The sequence below is a fragment of the Peredibacter starrii genome (assembly GCF_034259205.1).
GTDB classification, from domain to species: Bacteria; Bdellovibrionota; Bacteriovoracia; order Bacteriovoracales; family Bacteriovoracaceae; genus Peredibacter; species Peredibacter starrii.
In genome coordinates, this window is record NZ_CP139487.1 from 1,903,819 (window position 1) to 1,920,234 (window position 16,416).

The following is a 16,416-nucleotide window of genomic DNA, read 5'->3' on the forward strand; positions in this document are numbered from 1 at the left end:
TTAATTACAAATATGTCGTCATGCGATAAGCTTCACGCATGACGACACTACTTACCCTTCAAAACCTTAGTCTTCACTATCCCCATAAAATCATCTTCAAAGATGTGACCTTTACCCTGAATCAGGGTGATAAAATCGGGGTCTTGGGTCTAAATGGTCACGGGAAGTCATCACTTTTCAAAGTCATCGCTGGTCTGGTGACTCCAGACACTACAACACCTCCTTTTATTTACGATAAGAGCAAGGACTTTACTTACTTCTATGTACCTCAGGAACTTCCTAATCTTTCTGATTGGAACATTGAGAACTACTTTTTTGAGTTTCACCCGGAAATGGGAAAACTCAAAAGACGTCTGGATAAAATCAATGAACAGCTTGGAATGGGCGAAGGTAACTTCGATAAACTCATCAACGAGCAGTCACATATCTACGAAGAACTAACAAAACTTGGCGAAGACAAACTTCACGCTCAGTACGTGAGTTACTTAAAGTTTTTCGGTGTAGAAAATATCGATCGTATGATGAGTTCACTTTCGGGTGGTGAGCAAAGAAAGGTCGCTCTTTCTCTTGGTCTATCAGCTCCTCAAGAACTGATTCTTTGGGATGAGCCTACCAACCACTTGGACCTTGAAACGATTCAGGACTTTGAAGATGAGCTTCAAGGTTCTAAGAAAACATTCATGATCATCTCCCACGATAGATCACTCTTAAACAACGTAGTAGACCGAATCATCCATATCCAACAAGGAAAGCTCAGATCATTCTCTGGAACCTATGAGGCCTACCTTCAGTTCCTTGTAGATGATCAAAAGCGCCGTGAGAAAGAGCTTGATAAGTTAACCAACGCTCAGAGAAGAGAAACCGCCTGGATCCGGCGAGGGGTGCAAGCTCGTCGTACGAAATCTAAGAAGCGTATTGAAGACTATGGAACACTTAATAAAACCATCCAGGACCTTAAGTCTCAGGCCCACAAATCAGTCAGCTTGAACCTTCAGTCTTCTGGTAGAAAAACGAAGATTCTTATGTCGGCGGAAGATCTGACATTGAAGTTCGGTGAACGCACACTCTTTGATAATCTTAACTTCTCAATCGCCAAAGGCGATAAGATCGCCCTTCTTGGACGAAACGGTGTAGGTAAGTCATCGCTTCTGAAAATCCTTCTAGGAGAGCTTGAACAAACTTCGGGCACAGTGACCCGCGCTCATAATCTTGATGTTGGTTACTTCTCACAAAAGCGTGAGGCCCTGAAAGATGATGAGACGCCTTGGAAGATGATCGGTGAAGGCATCGATTACGTGATCTCAAACACGGGTGAAAAACGTCACGTAGCAAGTTACCTGGAAAACTTTTTATTCAGCTCGGATGAAATTAAGCGTCCGATTCATACTTTCTCGGGTGGTGAGAAAAACCGTCTGCAGCTTGCTCAGTTCATGAAGCACTCTCGCGATATCTGGATTTTCGATGAGCCGACCAACGACCTTGACCTTGAGACCATCGGGATTTTGGAAGAAGAACTTCGTAACTACGAAGGTGCTCTGATTATCGTAGGTCACGATCGCTCATTCATTAATAACACCACTGATAAGTGTTGGGTCCTTCATGATGGTAAGATCGAAAATTTCGAGGCCGGTTTCTCTCAAGCGGAACTGTTCCTAGAAGCGATTCACCTGGAAGAGGAACTCAAGAAGAAAGTTCCGGCCGAAGCTAGGCCTGCTCCAAAAGTGGAAGTAACTTCTTCAAAGATGACCAATAAAGAGCGCAATCGTTACGATCAGCTTGGAAAAGAAATTGAAAAGCTTGAGGCAAAGATCGGCACTCAGAAATCTGAATTAGAGAACTTTGATTACACAAAGTTCGATAAAAAGAAGGCCGATGAGATGCAGGCCCAGCTTGCGAAATCAGAGGCCAAGATGGAAGAGCTCTTTAACGAATGGGCCGATCTGGAAGCTAAGCTCTAGGGATCTCAATTCTAAAGACACAGCCATCATCTTTCTTTGCGGTTAGGGCGAAGCCGTGCGCTTTAAAGATCGAGTAGGCAAGACTAAGCCCCAGACCAAAACCTTCAGCACTCTTTGATGATGGAAAAAATGGTTCACCCAGTTTGGCAATATGTTCAATTGGTAGACCCTGTCCGTAATCTTTTACTTCAATCCAGATAAGATTTTGATCGGCCCCCAGAGAGATTTCAACTGGTGGCTTACCATGCTTATAAGCATTATCAAGAAGTGTTCCCAGGGCCAGTTCAAAGCGGTTTTGATCCACTGGAATGGATTCATGAATTGGCATCACCACTTTGGTCTCAGGATACTTCTTCACCACGTTTTGAATAATGTCCGAAACATTGGTCATTTTCTTTTCCAAGATATCAGGTCTTGCACTTAATCGTTCACGCTCAAGCAGCATGCCGGTAATACGGTCAAGATGATTGATCTCTTCATTCAGAGATTTCTTCACGTTTTCATCAGCAATAAATTCCGTCGTCACACGCATACGGGTAAGCGGGGAGCGAAGCTCATGACTAATGGCCAGGAGGAGATCCTTCATGTTTTTAAAATGAGTCTCAATTTTTTCGGCCATGCTGTTCATGGTGCTTCCGAGATCAGCGAATTCATCCTGAGACTTCAAAGGAACACGTGCGTCCCATTTACCTTCACCGAATGCTGAGGCAGTCGCCTTCATATCAATAATGGGCTTCATCACATGTTTTACTAATCGGTAAGAAGCAAAAAGAATGATGGAGAAGATGGCAATGAATGGCAGGAAGATTTCCCAGGCAAACTCTGGCTGCTTTAAGTTTCTACCGCCAAAAATATAAGTGTAACCACGGTTCTCAACTCGAACCTGGCGTCGGAAGTGTCTCTTCTCTTTGCTTTTCTCACAGTATTTTAGGAAATGAGGATTATTGGACCAGGCCACATCTTTACCCAGAATCACTACATCGAGCTTGGTCTTATTTTGAATTTCTTTGGCGCGTTCCAGATCCGGGGGAGCGCCAATATCATGGGCGAGGTATTGGGCATAGTTTTGGATATTAAAGCGAATCGAGTTCTCAATACTCATGAGACGGGATGACTTAATCGCGACTAATACCAATCCAAACAAGAGAAGGAAAGTCACTGAATAGATCGCAAGCAGCTTTAGGTACAAAGAGTTCTTAACGAACTTCATGGAGCTTCTCCCAGGAAGACATAACCCTCTCCCCAGATGGTTTTAATAAAACGGGGAGACTTTGAATCGTCTCCCAGTTTTTGACGGAGTCGGCTCACCAGAATATCAACTGAGCGACTATAAAAATTAGCATCGATACCACGAAGGTGATTCATGATTTCATCTCTATCAATCTTTTTGCCAGGATGACCGGCAAAGTAAGAGAGTAGTTCAAATTCATTTGAGGTAAGTTGCAGGGACTCACCATTAAGGAGCGCGTCTCTTTCATTCAATTTAATCTCGAGCTCTCCGATCACAAGTGATTTTTTAGGAGTTCGAGTCTGACTTCGACGAACGATGGTCTGAATTCTAGCCACCAGCTCTCTAGGTTCAAATGGTTTTGCTAAATAGTCGTCAGCTCCGATTTCGAGACCTACGATTTTATCTGTAGTGTCTCCACGGGCCGTGAGCATAATAATTGGTATATCGCTTTCTTTTCTAATTTCTTTGCAAACAGAGAAGCCGTCCATGTCCGGTAACATCACATCTAAAATGATGATGTCTGGGTTCTCAGTGCGCATGAGTTCCATGCCTTTCTTAGGATGAAAGGCCGCCACGACATCGATGCCATACTGATGGAAGTATTGCTTCAGAAGTTCAGATAGTTTTTGGTCGTCATCGATTAATAGTGCTTTCATGCTGGGTCATTGTATCAAGAATTTCACCGACTTCGGGAGGGTGTTACAAATTGTTACAATTTTATACCTTCGTGAAAAGATTTGAAGTGGGCCCTCCTTTAAGCTTTCATCAACGGAGGGTATCAACATGAAGAAGTACCAAATATTTTCGATTATTACGGCAACTTTGTTGGTCATGGGAGTGGCAGCAGGTTGTAAGCCCGGTGGTAAAGGACCGGATGGTAAGATGAACTGGATAACAGAAAAGATCACGGACAAGTTGGATCTGGATAAAGATCAGGAAAATAAACTGCGTGATCTCGTGCAAACCGTTCAAGAGCAACGTACGGCACATCGTGAACAAAGCAAATCACAAAGAGTTGAACTCAAGGCCATGGTCTTATCAGAGAAACTTGATAAAGATGCGGCCCGAAAACTTATGGATAATCGTCAGGCCGCGATGAGAGAGAGCTTTGATCCGGTTTTTGAAAAACTGCAAGTTTTCCATGCGTCACTTAGGCCAGAACAAAAGAAAGAAGCTGTGGAGTTGATGGAAAAATTTGGAAAACGTTTCCATTAACTCTTTGGCAGAGGGACGAGGGGGTTCCTCTGCCTTTTTTTCGTGCTTAAGTACTTTTCCTTCATTAAAATTTAGGAAAAGCGAGGTCTCAAATGGAACCAACATTCAGTCGTGATGTTTATTCAAGCCCAACCCGTCAGTTGGCCGTTAGTCAGTACATGTCTAAGGTCTACTTATGGATGACAATGGGTATTTTACTTACGGGCTTTGTTGCCTACGGTGTGAGTACTAGTGAAGAGATTCTAACGATGATTCTGACCAATAAGATTTTATTTTACGGTCTGATCATTGCAGAGTTTGCTCTCGTGATTTTTTTATCGGCCGGTATCAATAAGATGAATTCTCTTACTGCTACTGCCATGTTTCTTCTATATGCTGCCATCAATGGTGCCACTCTATCGATTTTCTCCTTGATCTATACGAGTGAGAGCATTCAAAGCGCTTTTTTCACCACGACAGTGGCCTTTGCTGGTTTGAGTGCTTTTGGTTTTGTGACTAAACGTGATCTGGGTCCTGTTGGTTCATTCTGCACCATGGGTCTTTTTGGTCTTGTTGGATTTGGTCTCCTGAGCATTTTCTTTCCATCAATGATGGGTACGACCGCCAGTAAAATTTATGGTCTAGTAGGGATCATCGTTTTTGCTGGATTAACGGCCTATGATACTCAAGCAATCAAGAACATGGCCCCATCCGCGAGAGATTCTGAACAATTTCAGAAAGGTGCTGTCCTTGGCGCCCTTAAATTGTATCTCGATTTCATCAACCTCTTCCTCTTCATTCTTCGAATGAGCGGGGACCGTAGAAGATAATTCCCGAACTTAGCATATTTACCTTTTCTGACCGGTTTACTCTAATGGAGTACAACCGGCAGGAAATGGCCTGCCATTGTTTCAAAACTAAGAGTGTTTATACTTTTAGTTATGAGAATTCTAATTCTAGCTGTTCTAACTTTCTCTTCCTTTTACTACTTCTGGCCGAAGGAAAAGACAGTCTTTAAACCTCGTCTGACAAAAGTCGATTCAATTGACGTGATCATGAGTGGTACCGCCAAAAGAGTTTTAACTGCGGAACCTAAAAAGCAAATTGTGGCCGAACCGGTTGCCGCAGAAACAGAAAGCCAGGCAATCGTAGAAACAGAACGCTCTCCCGCTTTAGATGTAAGTCTGGCCGAAGAGGATGCCTTAGAACAAGTAGAAGAGATCACTTGGAGTGAAACGGAGGCCGCCTGGAACAACGAACTCAAAGATATTCTTTATCGCCTGGAGCCTCAAGAAAGCGAAAACATGCATAAGGCCTATGTGAGTGAGCGTGAAACTTTCCTGGGTGAAATTGAAAATCTGTTGAATGAAAAGCAGCAAAAAACTTCTCCTGATGCCATTCAGGAAATTGAGCAAATGATTTCTGGTATTGAGCAGAAACACGAAGAGAAAATCAAAGAGATTTTCGGATCTCATTATGAAGTGGTTAAAGAGCAATATGACTCTTATATGGAGAGCAGCACTCCAGCTCCTGAGGAAGAAGTGTCTGCCCAAGAGTCCCTGTAAGTAAATCTTCCAAATTGTTTAATCATTTTCTGATGCTCTAGAGCATAATCAAGACAATCCCATGTCCAGCTTTGAAGGTCCTTAGGTGCCTCTTTGTGTAGTTCAAAAAACTTCTCCACACTTAATTCCTGAAGTTTTAAATTCTCTGAATGCTCTAATGGCAGATACAGAAACATCCTCTCCGGCAAAGTGAGGCTTGTTTCAAGTTCCGTTCCCAGTGCTTTTAGGGTCAGCTTCTGGGCCAGCTGATCATACCTCACAGCACGTTTATCATTTCGAAAGGTATTGCGGGGTATTTGATCAAAAAGCAAGATGAGAGCGAGATAATCGCGAGGGAAGAGATTCTCCGGCATGGACTTCAATTCATGTAGCCAAGGGGCAAATTGATGCTCACAGACCCAATCAAACTTAGGATATGTCTGCATAAACCATCGGCCTATCTGTCGCTCGTAATACTCTGGTGTAAGACTTATGTCCCCAAACCAGAAACGATGGAGATCTTGCCAGTTCATAGACTCATGAAAACTCCGTTCCATGAGTCTGTAAATAAGCAGACAGTTAAGCTTTAAATGACTTTTTTAGTTCTTCAAAAATGAGTTTCCCTTCCATTGACTTAATAATCTCAGGAAAACAAACCACCGCTAAGCGGTCCTTATAAGTGGGAGTATTGGGAACTTTTTTAAGATTGAGTCTCTGTGCTTTCACCACTTGTGAAGGGATGATCCCATAACCCGCACCTGAATCAACCAAATGAGAGATGAGTTCGAGGTTAGGAACTTCGACCCGAGTTCCTGGAGCGTCTTTCCAACGAGACAAAATACTGTTGGATTGAATCATCTCCGGGTTCAAAATGAGGCTATCTTGATAACGATCTTTTGATTCCCAAACGTGAACCATGTCTTCACCAATGAAGCGAGTGACAAGTCCCGGGACAGGCAGAGGATTCATCACGATACCAAAATCAACTTCACCTTGAGCGACCTTTTTGTTGATCTCGTGAGAAGGGCCGTTCACGATTTCAAGATTGAGCTTTGGAGCAAGTCTATGCATAGAGCGAAGGAATTCTCCTAATACAAACATTCCTACCGAAGGGTGACAGCCAATCTTAAACGACAGATTTGTCGGCGCCCCTTTGATCTGAAACATGAGTCTCAAGGCCTCTTCCGCTTTTGGAAGAATCATTTTTCCTTGTGGAGTGAGTTTGATCCCTGAGCGACCACGTGTAAATAACGGAAGTCCGAGTTCTTTTTCCATCTTCTTAATTCCCAAGGACAAAGAAGGCTGGGCCATATCGAGCTTCTCTGAAGCTTCGGATAAAGTCCGTGATTTTGCTACGGTGATGAAGTTTTCCAGGTCTTTAAAGGTCAAGCTCATATAGATAATTACCTATGTTAGATATTTGTCTCATTTAATTTTTAAATCTATTCCATCGGGATATCAAGTCTAAATAAGAAAGAACCGGAGGAAATTATGATTGCCCAAGAAATCAAGAACACAAACTTAACTCAGTCTATTGTAGAGGCGATGGAAGCGGTTTCAAAGCTTTCTTCCAATGAGTTAACTTTCGATCAGTTCCTTGAGGTTCCTCTCATGCAAAACATGGCCTCTCAGATGGCCACGGGACGCTCACTGAAATTTCTTTTACCGGCCTTTCCCGCTAAGAGTCCAAGCCCAGTTAAGACGTCCGGAGCACTTCCTGATTTCGGTGAAGTCATCGCCCTTCAAGCTCTAAATGAAATGTGTGCAAAAATCACCGCTAACTACAAACCAGGTGCTCAGGTGGTGATCTGTTCTGATGGACGAGTATTTAGTGATGTGGTGAATGTTTCGGATAAAACAATCGACGCTTACTCGGAAGGAATTCAAAGCATTATCAATGAGTTTAATCTCACTCATCTTTCAACTTTTTCACTCGAAGATTTATACCCTAATCTTTCGGGACCTGAACTTCGTAATCGTCTGCTTTGGCAATTTGCTAAATCGATAGAAGAAGTTCGTCATCAGGTGATTGAAGACCGGCACTACCAGGGACTTTTCAATGGGATGCATAAGTTCATGGTGGAAGATCGCATGGGGATTCCAACTGTAAAAAGTAAAAACCAGATTAACAAAGAAACAAAGAGCGCCACATACGAATTAATGAGACGCTCAGACGCCTGGTCAGCACTTCTTAATCATTACTTCAAAGGTGCACTCAGACTTTCAATTCACCCATACCCTCATACTCATGAGAAGTTTGGTGTGAAGCTGGTTTCATCTTCAAGCAAGTGGGCGACTCCCTGGCATAACGTGACCGTAAAAGTGAAAGATAAATATGAGCTGATGCATTTAGCGGAAGCAGAGAGATTGGGTGCAGAGAAAAAAGTATTCGGAGGAAAGTATGTCTTCTTCGAAGCTTAATGGAATCATGATTCTCAAAGACCAGAAGTTTTCTAAAGAAGAACTTTTGACTTATGCTCAGACTCTCTCTGATAAATCAGGCGAGATTCAGGATAAACTTCTTCATTGGGATTTTGGTCCAATGATGGAAATGAGGTTTGATCGAAATGCGCAGAACTATCTCTTCTCAGATGAAGTGGTGCCTTTCCATTGGGACGGGGCCTTTTATCGTGAACCTAGTAAACTTCTTTTTTTCTGTGAAGAGAGTGTAGGAAATGGTGGGGAAACTTTATTTGTGAACACCGAACTTCTATGGAGTTCACTCACCGAAGAAGAGAAGGTCAAATGTGAGAAAGTCACTCTCACGTACCGAACTGAAAAAAAGGCCCATTACGGTGGCGAAATTAAGGTCCCACTGGTTCAGAAGCATCCCAGAACTGGGTCGATTATTCTTCGTCTGGCCGAAGAAGTTGAAACGCATCTGAATCCCGTGACCTTGAACATCATTGGAATTGAAAACGCTGATGCCTTTTATCAAGAACTTCGAAATAAACTCTATGATCCGGCGTTCATGTATGAGCATGCATGGGAGAAGGGAGACCTCTTGGTTTGCGATAATTTTACCTTCCTCCATGGCCGTAGGGCCCTCGGTGGAAACTTAAAGCGCTCATTTAAGCGAATTCAGATTCTTTAGGGGAGCGTCATTGTCGGCCCAAAGGTCTAATTTGAGAGTGAAATTGGCCCTAAATTGTGCTATTTTGGCCATTCATTTTAAACCTTAAGGACCTTTGTTTATGTTGGCCGCCCACGATGTCCGCCTCCAGTTTGGTGGAAGAACTCTCTTTGATGACGTTAATCTTAAATTCACACCAGGAAACTGTTACGGAATTATTGGTGCCAATGGCGCCGGAAAATCGACCTTTCTAAAAATCCTGAGCGGAGAAATTTCGCCGACTTCAGGAAAAATTGAAATCTCTCCCGGTGAGCGTCTGGCAGTTTTGAAGCAGAACCACTTTGCTTATGAAGAAGAAGAAGTTCTTCGCACAGTAATTCTGGGTCATGCCAAGCTCGTTGAGATCATGAAAGAGAAAGACGCTCTATACGCAAAAGAAGATTTCTCTGATGCTGATGGAGAGCGCACGGCCGAATTAGAAGGTCTATTCGCGGAAATGAATGGTTGGGAAGCGGAAGCAAACGCTGCTTCACTTCTAGCGGGTCTGGGAATTAAAGAAGATCTTCACTCGAAAAAAATGAAAGAGCTTACCGGTGGCGAGAAAGTTAAAGTTCTCCTTGCCCAGGCACTTTTCGGTAAACCTGAAATTCTTCTTCTGGATGAGCCTACCAACGATCTTGATCTTAAGGCGATTCAGTGGCTTGAGAACTTCATTATGGATCAACAAGATACAACAGTTCTGGTTGTTTCCCATGACCGTCACTTCCTGAATAAAGTTTGTACTCACATCTGTGATATCGATTTCTCAAAGATTAAACTTTACGTTGGTAACTATGACTTCTGGTACAAGTCATCTCAGCTTGCTCAGCGAATGATGTCGGATCAGAACAAAAAAGTAGAAGAGAAAATGAAAGAACTTAAAGAGTTCATTCAGCGATTCTCTGCCAACGCTTCTAAATCAAGTCAGGCGACTTCTCGTAAGAAGATGCTCGACAAACTAACTCTTGAAGACATTCAACCTTCATCTCGTAAATACCCTTACGTGGGCTTCCGTGCTGATCGTGAGGCCGGCGACCAACTTCTTCGTGTTGAAGGTCTGACAGTGAGCCTTGAAGGTGAAAAGATCATTAACAATGTTTCTTTCACAATCAAGAAAGGTCAGAAGGTTGTCTTCCTTGCGAAGTCAGAAGTAGTGACTTCTGCTCTTTTCAAGGTCCTTATGGGAGAACTCACTCCGGATGCTGGTAAGGTTGAATGGGGTATCACAACAACTCGTGCTTATCTGCCTAACGATAACTCAGAATTCTTTAAAGACTCCTCTTTGGATCTTATCAACTGGCTTCGCCAGTACTCTAAGGACCAAACAGAAACGTTCCTACGTGGCTTTCTGGGCCGTATGCTCTTCTCTGGAGAAGAGGCGCTTAAGAAATGTAACGTGCTTTCAGGGGGCGAGAAAGTCCGCTGTATGCTTTCTAAAATGATGCTTTCAGGCTCAAACGTATTGGTTATGGACAATCCAACCAACCACCTTGACCTCGAGACCATTACGGCGGTTAACGAAGGGCTCATTGATTTTAAGGGAACTCTGTTGTTTACTTCTCATGACCACGAATTCATCCAGACAATTGCTAACCGAGTGATCTCGATTGAAGGCAAGGGAGTCAGAGATGAGGAGTGTACATACGACCATTTCCTAGGATTAGAATGATGATTTCAAATGCTCTTGTTCTTCTAGTGGCCCTACTTCACGTTTGGTTCATGATACTGGAAATGTATTTTTGGACAAGGCCACTAGGACGCAAGGCATTTGGTCTGACCAAAGAATCCGCGGAGGCGACTAAAGTCATGGCCCAGAATCAAGGGATCTATAATGGCTTTCTGGCCGCAGGTCTTATCTGGGGAGTGGTTTCGGGTCTCCATGATGTAAAAATCTTTTTTCTCGCATGTGTGATTGTCGCCGGCATTGTCGGCGCCTTCACGGCCAATAAAAAAATCCTCTACATTCAAGCTTTCCCTGCATTAGCAGCACTTATGGCGGTTGTATGTCTATAATCCCTTTCTCGTTGGTCGCATTGATATTTATCAATTCAGCTTTTGCTTTTGATTGGCAAGGTCACCGAGGAGCAAGAGGCTTATATCCGGAAAACACCATTGGTGCTATGGAAGAGGCCTTGAAGTATCCAGTCACAACTTTGGAATTGGATGTAGTGGTTTCAAAGGACATGAAGGTCGTGGTGAGCCACGAGCCTTGGATGAGCGAAGAGTTTTGTCAGAATCCGGAAGGGAAGCGAGTTAAAGGTCGTGATTACAATCTTTATAAGCTTACCTATGAAGAGATTCAGCGTTTTGATTGCGGAAGTATCCCTCATCCGCGTTTCCCTCAACAGAAGAAGATCAGAGAAGGAAAACCTCTTTTAGAAAAGCTCTTATCAGAATCTGAACAAATGCTTAAAAAGCTGAACCGCGAAAAGGTCCAATACAACATCGAAATCAAGTCCACGGCCCCGGATGAGAGAGATGGTTTTCAGCCGGACTATAAAACCTTCACAGACTTAGTGGTGAAGACCATACAGGCCCAACTTAAGAACGAAAAGTTCGTGCTTCAAAGTTTTGATTGGAGAGTGTTGCGGTACCTCCATGAGAAATATCCAGAGATTCAGCTTTCAGCCTTGATTGAAACTGAAGTGAACCCTCAAGAAAATTTAAAAAAACTGGGCTTTAATCCACAGATTTTCTCTCCAGACTTTACACTCCTTAAGAAAGAACATGTGATGGCCTTTCATGCATTGAATATTAAGGTTATTCCATGGACCGTGAACACTGTACCTGAGATGGAAAAATTAATGGCCATGAATGTTGATGGGATCATCACGGATTATCCAAATTTAATTTCTTCAGTCGCAGTTAAGAAATGCGGACCAAAGTCTCATCTCTTTGAAGGAAGATGTGTGAAAATGCCCACACACTCAGTCCCTTCGGAATTAAATCCTGGTTGGAAATGCAAAGATGGATTTGTTCAGAAACGCTCCAAATGTGTGAGGATCAAGCTTCCTCCTCATTCAGTTTTATTAGAGGATGGAAAGACATGGGCATGCAAAACTGGTTACGAACGTTATCGCGGAACTTGTAAAAAAATCTCTCACTAAAAATTAGATTCGCTAAAGCTTGAATAACTTGCCTTGAAAAGAGAATGTGACTATTCTCCGGCCACTTTTTTAGGGGCCAAGTAAAAATGCTTAGCAAGATTTATTTTTTCTTTTTTGTGATCGGATTTATCGGGAGTGTACTCTCGATTGTTCGTTCATTATCAGAAGAGAAAAGTCTTGAAGATAGTTGGCTCGATTACCTTGGACCATTTTTCTTTTTCACTTCTTTTGTCGGCATCACTCTCGTTCAATTTAATGCTTGTAGAGACTCAATCACTGTTCCGGTTTCAATCTGTATTGGCCTCTTCTTTTCTTATTGTTCACAGGTCCCCTTTAAAACAGATCGTAAAGGGCCGGCAGTATGAACACTATTCGTCGTGGGCGTTTATTTGATCATGTTGAACTTAAAGTTAAAGATATTGATGTCAGTAAGAAATTCTATCGTCCTGTGATTGAAAGCCTGGGTCTGTCTATTAGCTTTGAAAATGGAAAGAGTTTCAGCGTTGATGAGTTCTTTGTGATTGAATCTGATTCACCTTCAAATACTGTTCACCTTGCTTTCCAGGCCCCACATCCGGCGGCAGTGAAGATGTTCTATGATACGGCCCTTCAAAACGGGGGAATGTGTAATGGCGCTCCAGGAGCGAGAAACTTTCATACCAATTATTATTCTGCTTATGTTTTAGATCCGGATGGGAACAATATTGAGGCCGTTTTTCACGACCCAAATAGCACCCTTCCTACAATTCTGAGTTCACACATCTAATTTCTTTTCCATCTCAAACTGAGACACAAAATTATCAAGCCCCTTATTCATCCAGAAATGAATCATGGGTTTTGAGCGATCATCAATGTTCATAACTCGGATTCGTTGATCACCTAACTTCATGTGAAGGAGTAGTTGATCTAAGTGACGATCAACCGGATCAAGGGCGCCCATTTCACGAAGGGCACCGTTGTAGGGAGTATAGACCGCATAGGCAACGAGAGTATTTTGATAACGAAGCTCATGGGTCTCGTGATTTTCTTTTGCCTTCATCAGAACTTCTGAACTGGCCTCAGAGGCAGGTTCGAAGAGACGGATGTTCTTCATCTCTTGTGAGTAGGCGAGTGGTTTCACGGCATAGTGAAATTCGTTTGAAGGGCCACAACAAATGTTAAGTTCACCCTGGAAGGAAAGAAGTTCTCTTGTGGTTTTAAATCCCATCCTTTCATAAAGGGCAATCGCGCGATCATTACCTTTAATAACTTCTAAGCTCACGGTCTTAAATAGTTTCAGCTCAGGAAGCGCTTTTTCGTATATTTTTTCAATGAGGTGCTGACCTCTATGACTGGGAATTACTCCAGTTCCAAAATTAAAGATCACATCCTTCATTGGAACATGCAGGACGAAGGCCACGAGCTTATTTTGATCAAAGACCCCGTAAGATAGAGAAAAGTCCACTCCGGCCGTTTTCCAGCGCTTCAAATGTAGGTCCCGATTGAAATCCAAGGGGATAACATAGTTTTTGAAGGCCTCACAAAAGGCCTCAAAAATGGTGTCGATGGAAGTGTGTTCCAGGCTTTTAATTTCCATGGCTTATCTTATCACTTTTAAGTGTAAAAAATACCTCAAAACTTGAGGAAGCGTGATCAATGTCCTATAAGACGCGGCATCTATTCCTTCAAAAGGACGTAAACATGAATAAGCTTTTAGTACTGGCCACCGTGGCCTTGATCGGTTCTGCACACGCTGCGAAGTGGGACAGAAACAACAACCCTAAATTGTTTGATGCTGTTGCTGCGACAAAAATCAATATGACTTTCCATGATCTTCCGCTGTCTGCTCGTCTTCTTGATGACAGTATGGCGTGGTCGGAAACTTTCTGGCCTTCACGTTTTGGTGGAATTGCGTACCGTTGGAATCACCCAAACCCTCAGCCTTTCAAATACACTCTTCATACAAAAGAAGAGCTTTTGAAAATGTCTGAGAAAGAACTTTCTCAACTTTCTCCTTCTGAGCTCTATGACATTGCAATGGGGGACTATGGCTATACTCTTACGAAGAAGACTCTTAAGAGCTACAAGCCAGATGATCTTTGGTGGGAAGGAATCTGTGATGGATGGGCCTTGGCCGCTTCTCATTACTCTGAACCAGATAAAACTGTTGTGACAAATAAAGATGGTATCAAAGTTCCGTTTGGAGCTTCTGATGTTAAGGGCCTTCTTTCTATGCATGAAGCCTACAACGCAAACGGTATGTACGCTCGTGTAGGAGCTCGTTGTAAAGTTAACGGTAAAGTGACTGGTGAATCATTTCCTGATGATAAATTCCCTAATCCACCAGCACCGAAAGACGCTAACAGACCAGAATGTGCAGATGTAAACGCTGGTGCTTTCCACGTTGTTATCGCCAACATGATTGGTATTAACTCTCAAGGCTTCATCGCTGAAGTTGATCGTTACAATGATGTATGGAACCAGCCTGTTTATTCATACGATTCAAAAATCGTAGGTGAGCTTCCTCTAACTGAGAAAGACATCAAAGCAGGAATTGATAAGAAGATTCAAATTAAGACTGATATGACCTACGCTGAAGAGCTGGTTTTCTGGAAACAAAAATACGCTGACGAAGGTTACCTTGGTTTCGTATCAAAAGAACCAGTAACTGGAACTTTGGCACAGACTTATTCAGTGAGAAACTACGAGTATGTTATCGAGCTTGATAATGCGGGCCAGGTCATTGGTGGAGAGTGGATCTCTGAAACTCGTCCGGACATGATTTGGGCAAAAGCAAAAGTTCCTAAGTTCATTAACGGCAAGTATCCACTTGCAGGTCTATCGATCATCTATAAACCAGTTGTTCATTCAAAATAAAAAAAAGGCCCCTAAACGGGGCCTTATTTTATTATGTCCACTCACCTTTAAGAATTAGTTTGACCGTGGTTCCCGAAGGGGCGTCCCCTTGGGCCTCAATTGATTCAACCACCACCTGACCGCCATACATTTCAACAAATGACTTCATGATATGCATACCGAAACCAGTTCCGATTTCGCCCATGGTTCCAGGTCGGGACGTCTTTTTATTGATATCGAAAAGTCCTTTAATCAATTGTGTGGGAATTCCAATCCCTGAATCCTTGATCTCAATGGCATAGCTGCCTTGGTTAACAGGATAGGCGTTAATGACGATTTTGCTTCCGATAGGAGAGAACTTGATGGCGTTGGAAATAATATTACCCAGTACTTGATTATTGAAGCTGATGGGCTCTACTAAGACATTAAGACCCGCGTTCTTGTCCCAATGGTACTCAATCGCCAGATGTTTTCGTTCAAGCTCATTGCTAAAAACTCGCGTGACATACTCCACGGCACTATTGAGTGAAACCATCGTTAGATCCACGTTGGCCTTGCCCTTACTGACGGCATACATCTTACGAATGTTCTGAGTAATTTCGAGCATGGCCTCAGAGGCCTGGGTCGCGATCTCAAGACCTCGGCTATTTTCACCTTCAGGGATTTGCTTTTTAGCGAGCGAGAGCCCGATGGCAATTCTTCCCAGTGGGTTGGCCAAATCGTGAAAGAGTACGCGGAAGAGATCATCGATTTTTTGACTTTGTTTCTGAAGAAGTTCTTCTGTGTGTTGTCGTAGTCCTGCGTAAACCACCACAAGAGTTGTACTGATAAACACCCAACCAAAAACAAGAAGAGCGTGAGACCAGACAAATCCCGTCTCTGAGATGAGATTGGGGCATTCATAACCAATAAGATGAAGGATAAAAAATCCGAAGGCCACCAGCGAAGAAGTCACACTCCAGGTAATAGCACCTTTCTGCGCGCAGATAACGCCACCAATGAGTGGCAAAACTCCGAACCAGATTAAAATGTTACTCGTGAAACCGCCGGTATAATAAGTGAAGGTAGATTGATGAATGATACCCGCACCTAAAAGTACGTTAGAGATGAAGTAAGTGTTGTTAGTCACACGGAATAAAAGTGGTGAAAACAAATGCACCAACGAACAGATAAGACCGATGATACCAGGAACAGGTGAAGAGATCGTAAAGCTCGCTAGAATAGCGTACGACCACATCAAGACACCCGTACATAGAACCGTCACAATTTGCGAGTGAATCTGACGTCGATCGATGTCGTTCAGGCGCACCCTGTGATAAGACACAAAGTTATAAATGGTGAAGTACCAGCCAAGGGCCGGTATCTTTTTTAATTGCATAAAGAGCTTATCGGGTTTTTTAGGCCTGTATTAACAATTGGACTAAAGGTTTTTATA

At 43.0% G+C, this 16,416-nt stretch carries 17 protein-coding genes; 11 read left to right on the forward strand and 6 right to left on the reverse strand.

The window, feature by feature from the left end; genetic code table 11:
- The first annotated feature begins 38 nt into the window (after positions 1-38).
- Positions 39-1,958 (forward strand): ABC-F family ATP-binding cassette domain-containing protein, encoded by a 1,920-nt coding sequence (locus tag SOO65_RS09650; protein ID WP_321399788.1) that lies wholly within the window; start codon positions 39-41, stop codon positions 1,956-1,958.
- Here the strand turns inward: SOO65_RS09650 and SOO65_RS09655 are convergent.
- Positions 1,948-3,168 (reverse strand): HAMP domain-containing sensor histidine kinase, encoded by a 1,221-nt coding sequence (locus SOO65_RS09655; RefSeq protein ID WP_321399790.1) that lies wholly within the window; start codon positions 3,166-3,168, stop codon positions 1,948-1,950. The two genes, SOO65_RS09650 and SOO65_RS09655, sit on opposite strands and share 11 nt — an antisense overlap.
- Positions 3,165-3,845: a response regulator transcription factor gene (locus SOO65_RS09660; protein WP_321399792.1), complete on the reverse strand. Its 681-nt coding sequence runs from the start codon at positions 3,843-3,845 to the stop codon at positions 3,165-3,167. Before SOO65_RS09660 ends, SOO65_RS09655 begins: the two co-directional genes overlap by 4 nt.
- A gap of 127 nt (positions 3,846-3,972) precedes the next feature.
- On the opposite strand from SOO65_RS09660, the gene SOO65_RS09665 reads away from it, so the two are divergent.
- The 3 genes from SOO65_RS09665 (at position 3,973) to SOO65_RS09675 (ending at position 5,948) form a co-directional block, all read left to right on the forward strand.
- The gene (locus SOO65_RS09665; RefSeq protein WP_321399794.1) at positions 3,973-4,404 is read left to right on the forward strand and encodes a Spy/CpxP family protein refolding chaperone; all 432 of its coding nucleotides are present in this window, start codon (positions 3,973-3,975) and stop codon (positions 4,402-4,404) included.
- A gap of 92 nt (positions 4,405-4,496) precedes the next feature.
- On the forward strand, positions 4,497-5,213 hold the full coding sequence (locus SOO65_RS09670; RefSeq protein WP_321399796.1) for a Bax inhibitor-1/YccA family protein: 717 nt from the start codon (positions 4,497-4,499) through the stop codon (positions 5,211-5,213).
- 111 nt (positions 5,214-5,324) lie between these two features.
- The gene (locus SOO65_RS09675) at positions 5,325-5,948 is read left to right on the forward strand and encodes a hypothetical protein (protein WP_321399798.1); all 624 of its coding nucleotides are present in this window, start codon (positions 5,325-5,327) and stop codon (positions 5,946-5,948) included.
- Here the strand turns inward: SOO65_RS09675 and SOO65_RS09680 are convergent.
- The gene (locus SOO65_RS09680; protein WP_321399800.1) at positions 5,888-6,460 is read right to left on the reverse strand and encodes a DUF924 family protein; all 573 of its coding nucleotides are present in this window, start codon (positions 6,458-6,460) and stop codon (positions 5,888-5,890) included. The genes SOO65_RS09675 and SOO65_RS09680 overlap by 61 nt on opposite strands.
- Before the next feature lie 46 nt (positions 6,461-6,506).
- Complete coding sequence (locus SOO65_RS09685; protein ID WP_321399802.1) at positions 6,507-7,322, reverse strand: LysR family transcriptional regulator; 816 nt, start codon at positions 7,320-7,322, stop codon at positions 6,507-6,509.
- A gap of 96 nt (positions 7,323-7,418) precedes the next feature.
- Here SOO65_RS09685 and SOO65_RS09690 point away from each other — a divergent pair, with 96 nt between their 5' ends.
- The 6 genes from SOO65_RS09690 to SOO65_RS09715 all read left to right on the forward strand — a co-directional run bounded on the left by SOO65_RS09690 (position 7,419) and on the right by SOO65_RS09715 (position 12,912).
- The gene (locus SOO65_RS09690; protein ID WP_321399804.1) at positions 7,419-8,348 is read left to right on the forward strand and encodes an L-tyrosine/L-tryptophan isonitrile synthase family protein; all 930 of its coding nucleotides are present in this window, start codon (positions 7,419-7,421) and stop codon (positions 8,346-8,348) included.
- On the forward strand, positions 8,329-9,021 hold the full coding sequence (locus SOO65_RS09695; RefSeq protein ID WP_321399806.1) for a TauD/TfdA dioxygenase family protein: 693 nt from the start codon (positions 8,329-8,331) through the stop codon (positions 9,019-9,021). The genes SOO65_RS09690 and SOO65_RS09695 overlap by 20 nt, the downstream gene beginning before the upstream one ends.
- A gap of 100 nt (positions 9,022-9,121) precedes the next feature.
- Positions 9,122-10,708: an ABC-F family ATP-binding cassette domain-containing protein gene (locus tag SOO65_RS09700; protein WP_321399808.1), complete on the forward strand. Its 1,587-nt coding sequence runs from the start codon at positions 9,122-9,124 to the stop codon at positions 10,706-10,708.
- Positions 10,705-11,052 carry a DUF1304 domain-containing protein gene (locus SOO65_RS09705; RefSeq protein WP_321399810.1) on the forward strand — a complete coding sequence of 116 codons (348 nt, stop codon included), beginning with the start codon at positions 10,705-10,707 and terminating at the stop codon, positions 11,050-11,052. Before SOO65_RS09700 ends, SOO65_RS09705 begins: the two co-directional genes overlap by 4 nt.
- Positions 11,043-12,146, forward strand: a complete 1,104-nt coding sequence (locus SOO65_RS09710; protein WP_321399812.1) for a glycerophosphodiester phosphodiesterase family protein — start codon at positions 11,043-11,045, stop codon at positions 12,144-12,146. The genes SOO65_RS09705 and SOO65_RS09710 overlap by 10 nt, the downstream gene beginning before the upstream one ends.
- 361 nt (positions 12,147-12,507) lie before the next feature.
- Positions 12,508-12,912 (forward strand): VOC family protein, encoded by a 405-nt coding sequence (locus tag SOO65_RS09715; protein ID WP_321399814.1) that lies wholly within the window; start codon positions 12,508-12,510, stop codon positions 12,910-12,912.
- Here the strand turns inward: SOO65_RS09715 and SOO65_RS09720 are convergent.
- Complete coding sequence (locus tag SOO65_RS09720) at positions 12,901-13,722, reverse strand: GNAT family N-acetyltransferase (RefSeq protein ID WP_321399816.1); 822 nt, start codon at positions 13,720-13,722, stop codon at positions 12,901-12,903. The two genes, SOO65_RS09715 and SOO65_RS09720, sit on opposite strands and share 12 nt — an antisense overlap.
- Before the next feature lie 104 nt (positions 13,723-13,826).
- Here SOO65_RS09720 and SOO65_RS09725 point away from each other — a divergent pair, with 104 nt between their 5' ends.
- Positions 13,827-15,002 carry a hypothetical protein gene (locus SOO65_RS09725; protein ID WP_321399818.1) on the forward strand — a complete coding sequence of 392 codons (1,176 nt, stop codon included), beginning with the start codon at positions 13,827-13,829 and terminating at the stop codon, positions 15,000-15,002.
- Between the two features lie 31 nt (positions 15,003-15,033).
- Here the strand turns inward: SOO65_RS09725 and SOO65_RS09730 are convergent, their stop codons facing one another.
- A complete protein-coding gene (locus tag SOO65_RS09730; protein ID WP_321399820.1) occupies positions 15,034-16,359 on the reverse strand; it encodes a sensor histidine kinase in 1,326 nt (441 codons plus the stop codon).
- Positions 16,360-16,416 lie beyond the last annotated feature (57 nt).

What these genes read in the sequence shown, in the direction of transcription:
- SOO65_RS09700 (WP_321399808.1), top strand. Translation starts at nt 9,122, where the DNA reads ATGTTGGCCGCCCACGATGTCCGCCTCCAGTTTGGTGGAAGAACTCTC.
- SOO65_RS09680 (WP_321399800.1), bottom strand. Translation starts at nt 6,460, where the DNA reads ATGAACTGGCAAGATCTCCATCGTTTCTGGTTTGGGGACATAAGTCTT.
- SOO65_RS09670 (WP_321399796.1), top strand. Translation starts at nt 4,497, where the DNA reads ATGGAACCAACATTCAGTCGTGATGTTTATTCAAGCCCAACCCGTCAG.
- SOO65_RS09655 (WP_321399790.1), bottom strand. Translation starts at nt 3,168, where the DNA reads ATGAAGTTCGTTAAGAACTCTTTGTACCTAAAGCTGCTTGCGATCTAT.
- SOO65_RS09660 (WP_321399792.1), bottom strand. Translation starts at nt 3,845, where the DNA reads ATGAAAGCACTATTAATCGATGACGACCAAAAACTATCTGAACTTCTG.
- SOO65_RS09675 (WP_321399798.1), top strand. Translation starts at nt 5,325, where the DNA reads ATGAGAATTCTAATTCTAGCTGTTCTAACTTTCTCTTCCTTTTACTAC.
- SOO65_RS09720 (WP_321399816.1), bottom strand. Translation starts at nt 13,722, where the DNA reads ATGGAAATTAAAAGCCTGGAACACACTTCCATCGACACCATTTTTGAG.
- SOO65_RS09690 (WP_321399804.1), top strand. Translation starts at nt 7,419, where the DNA reads ATGATTGCCCAAGAAATCAAGAACACAAACTTAACTCAGTCTATTGTA.
- SOO65_RS09665 (WP_321399794.1), top strand. Translation starts at nt 3,973, where the DNA reads ATGAAGAAGTACCAAATATTTTCGATTATTACGGCAACTTTGTTGGTC.
- SOO65_RS09710 (WP_321399812.1), top strand. Translation starts at nt 11,043, where the DNA reads ATGTCTATAATCCCTTTCTCGTTGGTCGCATTGATATTTATCAATTCA.
- SOO65_RS09725 (WP_321399818.1), top strand. Translation starts at nt 13,827, where the DNA reads ATGAATAAGCTTTTAGTACTGGCCACCGTGGCCTTGATCGGTTCTGCA.
- SOO65_RS09715 (WP_321399814.1), top strand. Translation starts at nt 12,508, where the DNA reads ATGAACACTATTCGTCGTGGGCGTTTATTTGATCATGTTGAACTTAAA.
- SOO65_RS09705 (WP_321399810.1), top strand. Translation starts at nt 10,705, where the DNA reads ATGATGATTTCAAATGCTCTTGTTCTTCTAGTGGCCCTACTTCACGTT.
- SOO65_RS09695 (WP_321399806.1), top strand. Translation starts at nt 8,329, where the DNA reads ATGTCTTCTTCGAAGCTTAATGGAATCATGATTCTCAAAGACCAGAAG.
- SOO65_RS09685 (WP_321399802.1), bottom strand. Translation starts at nt 7,322, where the DNA reads ATGAGCTTGACCTTTAAAGACCTGGAAAACTTCATCACCGTAGCAAAA.
- SOO65_RS09650 (WP_321399788.1), top strand. Translation starts at nt 39, where the DNA reads ATGACGACACTACTTACCCTTCAAAACCTTAGTCTTCACTATCCCCAT.
- SOO65_RS09730 (WP_321399820.1), bottom strand. Translation starts at nt 16,359, where the DNA reads ATGCAATTAAAAAAGATACCGGCCCTTGGCTGGTACTTCACCATTTAT.